This window comes from Paenibacillus sp. CAU 1782, assembly GCF_054551715.1.
Map to the genome: position 1 here is coordinate 1,454,349 of NZ_JBTOLL010000001.1, position 14,232 is coordinate 1,468,580.

The following is a 14,232-nucleotide window of genomic DNA, read 5'->3' on the forward strand; positions in this document are numbered from 1 at the left end:
CGAGGGTAAGGAGCTGTTTTTATGGTCATGGATGTGGCGGAGAAGCAAGCGCTCAGGGAAGACCGGATGCACGGAAGCGATCAATTCCCCCTTGCGGCGTATATGATGGGGCCTATCGGGCCCGGCGTTCCCGTATTGGATTGCCACTGGCATTCCGAAGCGGAGCTGTTCTATGTAACGGAAGGCGGTTTGCTGATGCAAATCGGCGCTGATTATATCCCGCTTCGGGCGGGAGAAGCCGTTTTTATCGACGGCGGCGAGATCCATGCGGGATATCCGCTGGAGGATTTGTCCTGCTCCTATTGCGCGGTGGTGTTTGATCTGGATTTGCTTGCAAGCGCCGGTTTTGATGCCGTTCAAGAGAAATACATCTCCCCGTTGCAGGAACGAACGCGCACCATCCCGCGCCCCATTACTAGAGAACAGGATTGGGAAATCAGTCTGCTGGGTTTGATTGAACGATTTATGGAGGTTTGTTGCGGAGAAAAGCCGGGATATGAAATCGCCGCAAAAGGGCTGCTCTATATGATGCTTCACGATTTGACGGAAAACGGCCAGCTATGCAACCGGAGCGAGCGCGAGGAAACGTCCCAAATGCAGTTTAAGCTGGACCGGCTGAAATCCGTCATCAGCCATATGCAGCAAAACTATCAGCGGCCCATTCGGATTGCGGAGCTGGCGGAGCAGATACCGATGAGCGAGGGGCAATTTTGCCGGTTTTTCAAGGCCATGACCCGCCAGACGCCGATTGAGTATTTAAACGCCTACCGTATCCGTATAGCGGCGGAACTGCTGGAGAAGCCCCATAGCAAAATCGCCAATGTCGCCATGGACGTTGGTTTTGACCATATCAGTTATTTTGTCAAAGTGTTCCGCGCAAGAATGAAATGCACCCCTTCCGAATACCGAAAGCGGGTTGTCGCGGGAGAATAAGCCGATGTTGTTTCATCGGGTTCCAGACTCTTTCTCAGTTGTTAATCATTGTTGGATTAACTATAATAGTTTCATTAACGGACAGACATTGATTGGAGCGGTTTGGGTTGAAACGTTTTTTTAGACTTGAATGGTTAGCCGCAGCAACGGGATTGGGGCTGTTGGTGTATTTGCTGTTTATTGCTCCGTTTGCGGGAGTTGCCGACAACGGCGATTTTTTGCGCGTGATGCTAACCGGGGGGCTGGATTACGGCGTTCCTGATGAGACATACGATGATCGCTTCTTCGGGTTTGCTCATCAATATTTGGCGTATGACCACTTTTTTCGCGGCTTTTATTTCTCCACTCAAATTATTATCGTGGCCGTTGCCCGGTTGGTCGGCTATTTGTTCAACACGTCCTTGTTCGACATTCGGATCTTGGGCGCCCTATACAGCTTGCTGCTGCTTGCGGCGACTTGCCTGCTCGTGCGCCATAACCGCTACAAATCCTTGTTGACGGGCATTGTGCTGGGATTGGCGTTATTGTTCGTATTTTACGATATCGGGTATACGGCTTATTTCAATTCCTTGTTTGGAGAACCCGTCAGCCTTGTGTTTTTGCTGCTGACTCTGGCATTTGGCTTGCGTCTCGTGAACGAGGAGCATCCCTCGCGCGCGGTGCTTTGGCTGTATTATATTTCGGTCTTTTTCCTGACCTGTTCCAAAATCCAGAATGCTCCGGTCGGCATCCTGTTTGCGTTAATAGGCTTGAGGTTTGCGGGTCTGCAGGCGCAATACAGCTGGAGAAGGCTCGTCTTCTGGCTTTCGGGGGCTATGGTTGTCATTTCAGTCGTGATGTACATTGCCGCGCCAAAAGATTTTAAAGACATCAACCTGTATCAAACGGTGTTTTTCGGCATTCTCAAGGATTCGCCTGATGTAAGCGGCGATTTGAAGGCGCTTGGGCTGCCGGAGCATTTGTCGGTGCTGGCGGATACCAATTATTTTCAAGGCGGCACGGCCATCAAGCAAGACGATCCTTCGTTAAGAGGCGACTTTTACGACAGGGTATCCCATGGCGATGTATTGTTTTTTTATTTGAAGCATCCCGGCCGTTTGATTGACAATATGGAGTATGCCGCCAACCATTCCATGAGCATTCGCCCCTATTATTTGGGCACTTATCTGAAGGAATTCGGCAAACCATCCGGCTCTCTCGCCATGGCATACAGCGGCTGGAGTCAATTTAAAAATCGTCATATGCCAAACTCCCTGCTTTTTATCACGTTATTCTATTTAGCTTATTATGCCGTTGCCGTCGCGGAATATTGGCGAAGCAAGCAAAAAGCGCTCCGCATTCGAATTCAATTGTTGATGGCGGTAGGCCTAGTCGGAATAATCGGCTTTATGGTGCCTATTCTGGGAGACGGACTGGCGGATTTGGGCAAGCATTTGTTCCTTTTTAATGTATGCTTCGATATGATGATCGTCGCTTCCGCCGTTTGGCTGGCGCACCTGATTTACCGGTTCGGATTTGGGAAAAGTCGGTTATAGCCAACCTTTATCTATGCATATTAATGCTGCAGGTGTTACATTCGTTAGCATAATCTACATTTACATGTAACGCCAGCGCATTAAAGGAGGTTGCTGCCATGCAACGGGAAGCTGCAGATTTGTTTCAACATGCTTTTAAGGAACATCATTTTTCGGGGGCCGGCTTGATCAAAAAGGGCGAGCAGACGTTATTTGCCGGAGCTTGCGGTTTGGCTCATCGGGGATTCGATGTTCCCAACAGGATGGATACAAGGTTTGATACGGCGTCAATCACCAAGCTGTTTACCGCCGTAGCTGTGCTTCAGCTTGCGGATCAAGGAAAACTGAGTCTGGATGACCGGATTACGGAAATAATCGATTTGTCCGGAACCGCAATACCCCAAGACGTCACCTTGACCCACTTGCTGACGCACACTTCTGGGATCGCCGACGATGCCGATGAGGAGCTCGGCGAAAGCTACGAAGCGTTGTTTCTGGATAAACCGAACTACTCCATCCGAAACAACAAGGATTTTCTTCCGCAATTTGCCTATAAACAGCCTAAATTCAAGGCGGGTACCGCAATCAGCTACAATAATTGCGCATTTGTGCTGCTGGGATTGGGGATTGAACAAGCTGCCGGAGAAACGTACCGCGATTATGTAGCCAAACATGTTTTCGAGCGATGCGGGATGGAGCATACCTCGTTTGCCGCCAAGGATGACGGCGATGCGCCAATTGCCGAAGGATATGAGCTTATTAAAGAGGGCGGCGGGGAAACCATCTGGCGTAAAAATATTTATGCCTATCCGCCAATCGGCACAGCCGATGGCGGCGCATTTACAACGGTCGGGGATCTACATGCTTTCATGATGGCATTATCGCGCGGCAAGCTGCTCTCCGAAGCGATGACCAATGAAATCATGAAGCCGCAAACAACACTTGAGCGAAGCTACGACTGGGGTAAAATGATCAACGGCTTTGGTTTCCACTTCTGCTATAATCACAATGGCAAGCTGCTCCGAATGTTCAAAGACGGCTGCAATGCCGGCGTTGCGGCCAATATGGCCTATTACCCCGCCAGCAATGTCACCATTTCGATTTTGGCCAATCAAACCTGCAATGTGTGGGAGCTGCACCGCAAGGCTGAACAACTGGTCGCGGAACATATTCAACTGTATTAAAAAGCGTATACGTTCAAGACAAATAAACCTTTTATTCAAGCTCCAGTTGAAGATCCTGCAAATGGTTGACCTCATCCCGCCGCTTGCTATTGACCAGCTCGGAAACCGTTACAAAGCGAAATCCCCTGGATTGAAGCTCCGGCACTATTTTTTTGAGCGCCTGGTAGGTTTGGCTGGAGCCTTTTACATTGTCGTGCATCAATACAATATCCCCGCCTTTGGCGTTATTTAACACACGCCTGACGATGCTGTCCACTCCAGGGGAACGCCAATCTTTCGTATCCTGATGCCAGGACCATAAAAGAACGGTATACCCGTTTTCATTCGCCGCCTGTATGACACGGTCATTGATTAATCCGCCCGGCGGACGGAACCACGGGCTGGCTGTTCCCGTTGTATCCATAATTTTTTGCTTGGCTTGCGCGATCTCTTTTTGGATTACGGAAGTTGGCACATTTCCATTAAAAAACACATGATTGTACGTATGATTAGCGACCTCATGTCCCTCCGCCGCTTCGCGCATGACAATATCGCTGTATTTGTCAATACGATTGCCAACAACAAAAAACGTCGCTTTGGCATCATATTGATGAAGCAAATCAAGAATTTGCGGAGTTGAACGGGCGTTTGGACCATCGTCAAAAGTTAATGCAATAAGCTTTTCATCCGTGGGAACCTCCCATACCGCTTCGCCGCGCAGCTCGTAATACTGCCGGTCATGCCTTTTCGGCGCGTCCTGGAATGCTGTGGTTAGCGCCATCGCCAAACAACAACAAATGAACGTTATCACTCTGGAACCCATACCCCTCTCCCTTCCGCACCTCACAGGTGCCAATTGATCAAAGAGTAGTTTAGGCAGGGCCATCATGATTTATTCAGCGGAGGCGGTCCTCTTCTCTATGTTCCATGCTTGCAGCAGCGATACGGCAATAAGAATAAAAGCGGTCAATGCCAGCATCGGTATCGTCAGCCAGCCAAACCAGTTCAGATAATCGTCGATGCATGAAGTCGGACCGCAAGCAGCGATGGCGGAATCACTCGGCAGCTTTTGAATGAGGATGTGGTAAATCGAAATGCTTCCCCCTACGGCAATCAACGGAATCGTATAAGGGATAATAACGGTTTGCTTGCGGTACGATGCTATACCCAGCACAAACATAAGCGGATACATAAAAATACGCTGAAACCAGCATAATTCGCAAGGCGTGTACCCCATAACCTCGCTCAGGAATAAACTGCCGCTTGTTGCAATTACAGAAACAAACCAGGCAAAAAACAGCCATGTCCCCTTATTTTCCAACACACTGTTCCCTCTTTTCAATGAGTCTTCTTTGGCACGCTTCAAAACTTGACGTTTCCTCTATTTTCACTTGTTACCGCCTAATTTCATATAGCCCTTTAGAGTTATAGCAGCACATCCCTCCGTCATAACCATGACAAGTTTTGTAGCCAGGGGCAAACCTTCAAATAATCCCTACAATTGTCCGGTTATGGAAGGGCTGCCGTCGGGCATACTAGGTTTTAATAGCTCCATCTAGCTATAGCGCTTTGGAGCCCAGGCTTGATAAACTGATTTCAAGGAACAAGGGGGAGGGTATTTATGCATAAATGGATAATGGCCGGATTGATGAGCCTAGCGGGCCTGCTCGCGGTTATTTTGCTGCTGACCGCCATGCCTGAAAAAGAGGCCGGCGAAGGCGGCGGAACCGCCTTTACGGTTCCGGAACGCGAGGTGGATGCCGCCGCATCGACTCAAATTTACCAAAGCATGTGCATCTCCTGTCATGGAACAGATCTGCAAGGAGGCGTCGGTCCGGCATTGGCCCATGTTGGCGCCAGTATGACCAAGGAGCAGCTATACAAAATCATTTCGGGCGGACGGGGCGTCATGCCATCCTTCAAGGATAAGCTGACCGAAGATGAGATTATCACCATAACAACCTGGCTTTCCTCGTTACAGTAAGAGCTTGTCTCATATCGATTGGTAAAAGGGGCTTTCCGAAAAGTCACGCGGAACGAATAACGATTCAGCAGAAAGGACCGGACGGGAGCGGTTTTGCTGAATAATGATTCACCGTATCAGACTTTTCGGATAACCCTTTTTTTCGTTAACCGGCTTCGCCGAACATTTGCAGCTCTATTTTTTTCAATTCATAAAAGTAGCCTTGCCGCTTCAAAAGCTCACTATAGGTGCCCTGCTCAACAATTCTCCCCTGCTCCATCACCACTATGAAATCCATGACTTCCAGTCCTGCAAGCCGGTGACAGACCATAAGAAGTGTATCCTGAGAGGCATGTTTCAGCAGTTCGCGCAGCACCTGCCTCTCCGTGGCATAATCCAGCGAAGAGGTTGGTTCGTCCAACAGCCATAAGCGGCCGGAACGCAGCATTGCCCGGGCCAATGCCAAACGCTGCTTCTCTCCTTGCGACAAATTCTCCCCTTTTTCATAGACCTCATCGTCCAGCGACATTTGCCCCAGCTGCGCTTTGTTCAAGACAGCTTTCAAGTTTTCGTCGGAATGAAGCCCCTCTTCCAGGAGCAAATTTTCGCGGATGGTGCCTCTGAAAAAATGGCTTTGCTGCAGCACGACATTGGACGTTTGCCAAATGCTGTCTTCTCTCAGCTCCGAGGTAGAGCGGCCATTCAGCAATACCCGGCCTTTTGTTGCCGTACGCAGCTTCAGCAGCAATTCCAACACCGTTGTTTTTCCCGAGCCGCTTGGCCCTACGATCGCAACTTTTGAGCCTGCCGGAATGCTCAGCGACAGGGCACTCAATACAGGTCGCCATTCGTCCTGGTAACGAAACGTAACCTCGTCCAGTTCAACGGAGACAGCCCCCCCATGGTCAAGTTCCCCGTCAGGCTGCGCCGGCAGCATATCGGCTTCCCGTTCCGTTTCGGCCAGCCGCTTGGCGGCATATTGACTGTCCAGCTTATAGGCGGGCAAAGTAGCCATTGCCGCCGCTTCTTCAAAGCCGGTTTGCGCCGTCATGACCAGCATGGCCAGAAAAACGCCCCCAAGAAACCCTTCCATAACCAGCCAAGCGCCCACAACCAGGACGCCCCAGGAAATGAGGAAGGTGACGAACACATGCAGCGCTTGTCCGCCAAGCAGTCTTTGCGCCGCCTTGCGCTGCTCGTCAGACAAATGGGCTGAAGCCCGGCGCAGCTGCTCCTCCCGCTCCTCCAGCCGTCCGTAAACCTTCAAATCTCGGAAGCCGTGCAGCAGCTCTGCTACATCGGCGGACAATTCGGCCCGCTTCCGGCGTACCTGTCCGTAAATCCCCCTTTGGCCCAGCAGTACGAGCCATGGAACGCCATAAGCCGTTATCAGCATGCCAAGCACAAACAAAGCGGCGATCCAGAGAGAAAAAGCGGCCGTAAACAGCATCGTGGCCAGAAACACCATCACTACAATAATGGGCGGATAAGCAACGCGCAAAAAATAAAACTGCAAGCTTTCCACATCGCCGACAATACGGGCAAGCAGTTCCCCGCTCTTTTTTTTGTTGAGCAGCCCGGGCATTAGCGGAACAAGCTTGGCGAAAAAGCCGCTTCGCACCGTACTGAGCAGGGAAAACGTCGCCCGATGGGAAAATAAACGTTCGCCATAGCGGCTCCCCGCCCTTACAAAGCCCAATAGCTTAACGAATGAGGTCAATACAATCAACGTATAAAGCGGCGGAGCAAAAACCGTCTGGGAAATCATATACCCGCTGGCGGAAAACAAGCCAATGCCCGCTACGCCGGCAACAAAACCGCACACAATGCTTAAGCCGATATCCCTGCGCTCCCGAAACATCGCTTTCCTCAACATGGCAAGTTCGCTCATAACAGTCCTCCTCTACGCTGCATTTCCACCATATCGGCATAGTGGGGCAACCCAGCCAGCAGTTCCTTGTGGCTGCCGATGCCCAGCAGCTCTCCGTTTTCCAAAACGGCTATAGCATCCGCTTCCGTAATCGTATATAGACGATGGGCCACGGTGATCATGGTCGCTTTTTTCGCCAATTCGGCAATGGAACGCTGCAATACGCGCTCTGTCACCAAATCCAGACCTACGGTTGGTTCGTCGAATAAAATAACAGCCGGCTTTTTCAAAAAAGCACGAGCAAGCGCCAGCCGCTGCTTTTCTCCTCCCGACAATCCCCTGCCGCCTTCCCCAACAACGGTATCGAAGCCCTGCTCCAGCTCCGCCGCCAGGAGGTCCAGTCCTGCCGCTTTTGCCGCCCCTTCGATCTCTTCCCTTGATGCGTCCCTGCCTGCTCCAATGGCGATATTTTCGGCAAACGTTCCGGCAAAAATATAAGGATGCTGGGTAATGTAGCTGACGTGCCTGAACCATGAGGCCTCGTCGGATTGGAGTAACGGATTTCCGTTTATCAATACCTCCCCTTCCTCCGGTTTCAGCAACCCGGACAGCAGATGCAGCAGGGTTGTTTTGCCCGACCCGCTTTTGCCCACGATAGCCAGCTGCTGTCCCGGAGCAAGACTCAAGGATAGCGGCTTCAGATGAAATCCTTCCGGAGAATAACGGAATCCGGCATTTTGCAGCTCGATGGTTGGAGGCATGAGAATTAAATTGTCGCTTTCTGCACCAGCATATTTGTCTCCGCTTGCGCCTTCCGCGCCGCCGTTTGCTCCTTCTGTTGCTTCCACATAACTGCCCCTGCCGCTTACTTTTCCCGATACCGCGCTCACGCTCAGCAGCTCATCGCAGCCTTCGCCAAGCAGCTCCTCAACCTTGCGGGCAGCCCCCATGCTGGTGCGCCCGCCATGAAAGGCAATGCCCATATTTTTCAGAAGGTTATAAAACTCCGGCACCAGCAGTAGCACGAGGAAAGCAGTGTGGAAATCCATCCCTTTAAAAACAAGCAATTGAAGCGCAAGCTCAAGCGCAACGACGCCGATGCTGAGCATGACGATGAGCTCCAGCATAAAGGTATTGGTAAAAGCGATCCGCAATATGCCCATTGTCGCATCCCGGTAACCGTGACTGCTTTCTTCAATTTGCCGCCGCTGTTGCTTGGCCTTGCCGAACAGCTTTAATGAAACAAGCCCTTGCAGCGAGTCCAGAAAGGTACCGGAAAACTCCGCAAGCTGCGCAAACTTCTCCTCCGATTTTGTTTTTGTTTTCAGGCCCACAAGAATCATAAAAAGCGGAATAAACGGCGCAGTCGCCAGCATAATGAATCCTGAATTGCTATGCTGGAAAAATACGACCGCGAGCAGAATTACCGGAATAACGGCGGCTTCCATCATACGGGGCATATACTGGCTGAAATAACCGTCCGCCTCGTCCACCGCATCCAGCGCCACGCTCACCTTGCCGCCCGTTTGTCCTGTAAGCGCCGCCGCCAGGGGATCGCTGGACAGCTTTCGCAGCACCGCGGAGCGCATGACCGTCTTGGCAGCGGCAGCCATCCATAAACCGATTGTCCCGTTTCCGTACAGCAGCAAAGCTCTTGCACCCATGACGGCCAATAAAGCGCCAATGATGCCGACAACCGCTTTGAATGGCGCGTTTTCCACAAATATGCGCTGAACGGCTTCTGCAAGCAGCCCTGCTTGGCTGGCAATCGTCACTCCGAGGGCAAGCGATATGCCCGCCATAAGGAGCAGGCTTCTCCGCTGCCGTGACAGCAGCCTGGACAAAAGACTTTTTTTGCGGCTCACGGTAATCCTCCCCTTACTTTCTGTTTCCTTTTACATAATCCGCATCAAACAGGAATAGCTTGAACACCAGAATCAGCGACGGGATCAATAGACATAACCCCCCGATAAAGGCGATAACAAGCGCAACGCCCATAGCTTCGCTCGTAGCTCCGCCCTGAATCGTAATAAACGGATCCAGTATGTACGGATAATGCCCGATGCCATAAGCAAAAAAGGCGCAGAAAAATTGGAGCATGACGCATATAAACGCCAATCCGTAACGCCGGCCGTTGTACAGCAGCCACATCGTGACCATAAAAAAGCCGACGGACAACGCAAGCAGCCACCATAAATCCATCATGTTTTGAAAATGCCGCTCATTATGCTGACTCAAGTAAATAAACGCGGTCAAAGCGGCAATGATCGTTGGCGTGCTCCAAAATAACGCATAGGTGCGCATCAGATTCATAGCGGAGCGATCGCCCGCGCGCGAAGCGTAAAAAGCGAGAAAGGTTCCGCTGATGAACAGTACGGACACAAGCGCAAGAGCAACGATGCTCCATGAAAGCGGACTGGTAAACAACGTCTTGTATTCCAGAAATACAGCGCCGCCTTCCTTGACAATAAAGCCGCCTTCGGAAAGGGTAAGCGCTACGGATAACGATGCCGGAATCAACAGCCCGCTTGCCCCGTACAGAAACAAATAAACCACATTTTCCTTGGAGCCGTAATTCTCAAAAGCATAGAAGGAGCCGCGGATGGCTAGCAAAATAACCGCGATGCTTCCCGGGACCAAGAGTGCCGAGCCGTAATAATAAGCCGTATCCGGGAAAAAACCGACAATCCCGACATAAAAGAATACCAGGAACACATTGGTGATTTCCCATACCGGCGATAAATATCGCGAAATCAGGCGATTAAGCAGATGATCCTGCTTGGTCATGCGGGCATAGAAGGCAAAAAAACCTGCGCCGTAGTCAATAGAGGCTACAATTAAATAGCCAAACAGAAACAGCCATAATACGGTAATGCCAATCAGCTCGTAATTGATCATGCCGGTTCCCCCTTTCCGTTAGCTCCAGCACGTTTCGCCTCCAGCAGCTTCTCTAACTCGGCTTCCGCCGGATTGTTGCGGAACAAGCGGCGAAGCACAATAACGCATAACGTGCCTAACACGATATAAAGCAGCAGGAAAACAAAAAACAGAATCCGGATGCTTGGCGAAGATGTCGCCGCTTCCTCAACGCGCATGTAACCGCGAAGAATCCATGGCTGCCGCCCGATCTCCGCGTAAAACCACCCCAGCTCGATGGCCAAAAACGCCAGCGGCGCACATAGAAGGATTCCGCGCAGCAGCCATTTGTTCAGCTCGTCGCGCCTTTTCCAGATCAAAAACAGGAAATATAACACCGCGATGGCGGGAATGACAAAGCCGATGCCTGCCATTGCGTCGAACAGGTAATGCACGATAAGCGGCGGCTGTTCGTCAAGCGGAAATTCATTTAATCCTGTCACCTCGGCGTTGAAATCGCCAAAAGCAAGGAAACTGAGCGCTTTGGGAATATGAAGGGCTCCCATAATTTCGCGTTCCGCGTTCATCCATCCCAGAAGAATCAAATCCGCGCCGCTTTCCGTCTCAAAATGCCATTCCGCCGCCGCCAGTTTTTCCGGCTGATGCGCCGCCAAAAACTTTGCCGACATATCTCCCGCAACGGCAGTCAACAGTCCGAATATAAGCACCGCGCCCATCATCAGCTTTAACGCCTTTCGGTAATACTCCGAGGGGCCTTTTTTCAACAGGACGTAAGCAGCGATGCCAGCCAATAGAGCAGCCCCCGTCATATAGGCGGAAGACAACACATGAAACACCTTGGAGGGCGTTGCCGCATTAAACATGGCCGTGATGGGATTAACAGCTACAAAATGGCCCGCTTCCATGACGAAGCCCTCCGGCTGATTCATAAACCCGTTGACCGACGTAATAAAAAACGCGGACATGCCGGCTCCCAGCACGATTGGAATCGTAAGCAGCCAATGCGTGTACGGGCTGCGGAAACGATCCCAGGTGTACAAATAAATGCCGAGGAAAATAGCTTCAAAGAAAAAGGCAAAAACCTCCATAAATAAAGGCAGCGCCACTACATTACCGGCCAATTGCATAAAATTCGGCCAAACAAGCGCCAGCTGAAGGGCAATCGCCGTTCCGGTCACGACGCCGACGGCAACAGAAATAATAAACCCCCGCGTCCATCTTTTGGCCATCAGAATGTAATGGTGATCCTTTTTGCGTATTCCGACGAACTCGGCAATCGCGATCATAAGCGGCACGCCAACGCCAACCGTGGCGAAAATAACATGAAAAGTCAACGTAAGCCCCGTTACCAGGCGGCTCCATAACACCGTATCGATTTCCAAGCCAGACAATCTCCTCTCAATGACACATTCTAGAATCGGACAAAACTCTCCCGACTTTTAGAAATCAGTATAACCAAGCGGGGCCTATAAATATCAACGAGAATGCTAGCTTCAAAAAAGGTTCAAATCTTTCTGACAACACGGTGAAAAAGTGGCAAACAGCTCGTATTAGCCATTGAAGGGAATATTATTTTGTGGTATGTGCATTATTTCACAGCAAATTCTCCATCTTTGTGTTCAACTCCGTTTGAAACCCGTCTCCCTACGGAACCCATCTCCTGTAACGGTCATCGATGGCCATTAGAACGGAAATTGGCTCATTTGGAGGAGTCTACCGGACATTTTTGTCCATTAGGGACCTAAAGTAACAAAAAATAGAGGGAAAATGAGGTGTAATGGACACAAATGACCGTAACAATAAAAATAATGCTAAAAACCGCTTGTGGCGGCCATAGATGTCCGTTAGATATTGCCTTTAACTTCGTTTTCATGCTACAATACTGAACGAACGTTCAGTATGAATCACTGGAGCGATGCCAATGAATCAAAAACAGCTGCAAAGCGAGCAAACCCGGAAAAAAATAGCCGACGCCGCCCGTGCGCTGTTTACACAAAAGGGCTATAAAGCAACCTCAATCGAAGATATCGTCAGCGCCACCGGCAGCAGCAAAGGCAATATTTATTACCATTTTAAAAGCAAAGAAGGCCTGTTCCTTTACCTGGTGGAGGAGTGGGACAATGAATGGTCCCAAAACTGGAAAAACAATGTCCATCACTATCGGACAACGGCGGAAAAACTGTACGGTATGGCGGATCTGCTTGCAGCCGACGATTTGAATCACCCGCTGACCAAAGCAGCCGACGAGTTTTTCAGGCAGGAGGAAAAAACGTCCGAGGTCGAAACCAGGCTGGCGGAGCTGATGGGCGAACATCTTGCTTTTAACGAAAGATTGCTGCAGGAAGGTATGGATAGCGGCGAGCTTGCTCCCAATGACGCCAAACGTCTCGCCTATGTGCTGGAATCGCTATTTTTTGGCGTCAGCCAATTGGCTCGGGGCTTCAACAGTGATCAAGTGCCTCTGCTATACAAGGATGCTGTAGGTGTATTTCTGACGGGAGTGTCAAGTTCCAAGGACTCAAAAAACTGAAAACGAGTTCCGCGTTTTCTTTTTTTTGGTCATTATACAAACCGAACGTTCAGTATACAAAATAAGTTAAGGAGATTTCATCATGTCATTGCTTCTTAGAAATCGCGGAGCGGTATCATTGCTCATGTTGAACATTTTTATTGTTTTTACCGGCATCGGCCTCATCATTCCCATAATGCCGAGCTATATGAACATGCTTCATATCGGCGGCAGCACGCTTGGTTTTCTGGTAGCTGCTTTTTCTATCGCGCAGCTTGTTTTTTCCCCGCTTGCGGGACGTATTTCCGACTCGATCGGCCGAAAAAAAGTCATTGTTGCCGGAATGCTGCTGTTCGCCATCTCTGAATGGATTTTTGGCGCGGTCAGCGCCCTTCCCCTGCTCTTTCTGTCCAGGATGCTGGGCGGCATCAGCGCCGCGCTTGTTATGCCGGCCGTCATGGCCTATACCGCCGACATTACGACGGACGAGGAACGCGGCAAAGGAATGGGACTGATCAATGCCGCCATTACTACGGGATTTATTATCGGCCCCGGCATCGGCGGTTATATCGCCGAATTCGGCATTCGCGTTCCCTTCTACGCTGCGGCCGTCGCGGGATTGATCGCCATGCTGGTGACAGCGTTCCTGCTGCCCGAAACACCTGCCCTTCAGAAGGACAACGGCGCGCTCAAGACAGCCGGGTCGCCTGCGCCGGGTTTGTTGAGGCAACTTGCCAGCTCGTACCGAGAGCCTTATTTTATCAGCTTGATCGTTGTTTTGATTGCTTCGTTCGGATTGGCTAATTTCGAAACGGTATTTGGTCTGTTCGTGGATCATAAATTCAGCTTTACGCCTAAAGATATCGCGTTTATCATTACGTTTGGCTCTATATCCGGCGCCGTGGTGCAGGTGACCATTTTTGGCTGGATCATCAATCGGTTCGGCGAAAAAAATGTCATTACGGTCAGCCTTTTTGCCGCAGCGTTGTTTGTTCTGTTAGGCCTCATGGTGCATACCTTCTGGCTGATTGTTGCCGTGACGTTTGCCTTGTTTCTCGCGATTGATATTTTGCGGCCCGCCATCGGCACGCAGATGTCCAAGTTCGCCAATCAGCAGCAAGGTTATGTCGCCGGTTTGAACTCCGCCTTCACAAGTCTTGGCAATATTATCGGGCCTATCATCGGCGGTTTCTTGTTTGACCAAAACTTGAATTTCCCGTATATGCTGGCGGCTCTTATTTTGGCTCTAGGTTTTCTGTTGTCCTTCAAATCGCAAAAGGTCCCGGCAAAAACGGCATCTTCCGTATCGCCAAACACCGGAGTACATTGACGATTCGTCGCAAAAGCCTCTCAAAAAAACGGTCCATGCCTTACCGCTTCAGCGGTAGTGCATGGACCGTTTA

General features: G+C 50.5%; 12 protein-coding genes. 6 read left to right on the forward strand and 6 right to left on the reverse strand.

What is annotated here, in order from left to right; all coding sequences use genetic code 11:
- The first annotated feature begins 21 nt into the window (after window positions 1-21).
- The 3 genes from ACX93W_RS07145 (at window position 22) to ACX93W_RS07155 (ending at window position 3,631) form a co-directional block, all read left to right on the forward strand.
- Window positions 22-933, forward strand: coding sequence for an AraC family transcriptional regulator (locus ACX93W_RS07145; protein ID WP_459391599.1), 912 nt, complete (start codon window positions 22-24; stop codon window positions 931-933).
- Between the two features lie 107 nt (window positions 934-1,040).
- Entirely contained in the window at window positions 1,041-2,468 is a 1,428-nt protein-coding gene (gene wsfD / locus ACX93W_RS07150; protein ID WP_459391600.1) for a glycan biosynthesis hexose transferase WsfD, read from the forward strand.
- A 98-nt stretch (window positions 2,469-2,566) separates the two neighbouring features.
- The gene (locus tag ACX93W_RS07155) at window positions 2,567-3,631 is read left to right on the forward strand and encodes a serine hydrolase domain-containing protein (protein ID WP_459391601.1); all 1,065 of its coding nucleotides are present in this window, start codon (window positions 2,567-2,569) and stop codon (window positions 3,629-3,631) included.
- A gap of 31 nt (window positions 3,632-3,662) precedes the next feature.
- Here the strand turns inward: ACX93W_RS07155 and ACX93W_RS07160 are convergent, their stop codons facing one another.
- Window positions 3,663-4,433, reverse strand: a complete 771-nt coding sequence (locus ACX93W_RS07160; protein ID WP_459391602.1) for a polysaccharide deacetylase family protein — start codon at window positions 4,431-4,433, stop codon at window positions 3,663-3,665.
- A gap of 69 nt (window positions 4,434-4,502) precedes the next feature.
- A complete protein-coding gene (locus ACX93W_RS07165) occupies window positions 4,503-4,934 on the reverse strand; it encodes a disulfide oxidoreductase (protein ID WP_459391603.1) in 432 nt (143 codons plus the stop codon).
- Between the two features lie 297 nt (window positions 4,935-5,231).
- On the opposite strand from ACX93W_RS07165, the gene ACX93W_RS07170 reads away from it, so the two are divergent.
- Window positions 5,232-5,594 (forward strand): c-type cytochrome, encoded by a 363-nt coding sequence (locus ACX93W_RS07170; protein WP_459391604.1) that lies wholly within the window; start codon window positions 5,232-5,234, stop codon window positions 5,592-5,594.
- Between the two features lie 145 nt (window positions 5,595-5,739).
- Here the strand turns inward: ACX93W_RS07170 and cydC are convergent, their stop codons facing one another.
- Genes cydC through ACX93W_RS07190 form a run of 4 tightly spaced genes read right to left on the reverse strand, consistent with a single transcriptional unit; the run spans window position 5,740 to window position 11,702 of the window.
- Window positions 5,740-7,464, reverse strand: a complete 1,725-nt coding sequence (cydC, locus tag ACX93W_RS07175; RefSeq protein ID WP_459391605.1) for a thiol reductant ABC exporter subunit CydC — start codon at window positions 7,462-7,464, stop codon at window positions 5,740-5,742.
- Entirely contained in the window at window positions 7,461-9,308 is a 1,848-nt protein-coding gene (gene cydD / locus ACX93W_RS07180) for a thiol reductant ABC exporter subunit CydD (protein ID WP_459391606.1), read from the reverse strand. Before cydD ends, cydC begins: the two co-directional genes overlap by 4 nt.
- A gap of 13 nt (window positions 9,309-9,321) precedes the next feature.
- Window positions 9,322-10,341, reverse strand: coding sequence for a cytochrome d ubiquinol oxidase subunit II (locus tag ACX93W_RS07185; RefSeq protein ID WP_459391607.1), 1,020 nt, complete (start codon window positions 10,339-10,341; stop codon window positions 9,322-9,324).
- Complete coding sequence (locus ACX93W_RS07190) at window positions 10,338-11,702, reverse strand: cytochrome ubiquinol oxidase subunit I (RefSeq protein ID WP_459391608.1); 1,365 nt, start codon at window positions 11,700-11,702, stop codon at window positions 10,338-10,340. Before ACX93W_RS07190 ends, ACX93W_RS07185 begins: the two co-directional genes overlap by 4 nt.
- A 539-nt stretch (window positions 11,703-12,241) precedes the next feature.
- Between ACX93W_RS07190 and ACX93W_RS07195 the strand changes: the two genes are divergently transcribed.
- Together ACX93W_RS07195 and ACX93W_RS07200 are read left to right on the forward strand one after the other, a co-directional pair.
- Window positions 12,242-12,850, forward strand: a complete 609-nt coding sequence (locus ACX93W_RS07195; RefSeq protein WP_459391609.1) for a TetR/AcrR family transcriptional regulator — start codon at window positions 12,242-12,244, stop codon at window positions 12,848-12,850.
- 82 nt (window positions 12,851-12,932) lie between these two features.
- Window positions 12,933-14,159: an MFS transporter gene (locus tag ACX93W_RS07200; protein ID WP_459391610.1), complete on the forward strand. Its 1,227-nt coding sequence runs from the start codon at window positions 12,933-12,935 to the stop codon at window positions 14,157-14,159.
- Window positions 14,160-14,232 lie beyond the last annotated feature (73 nt).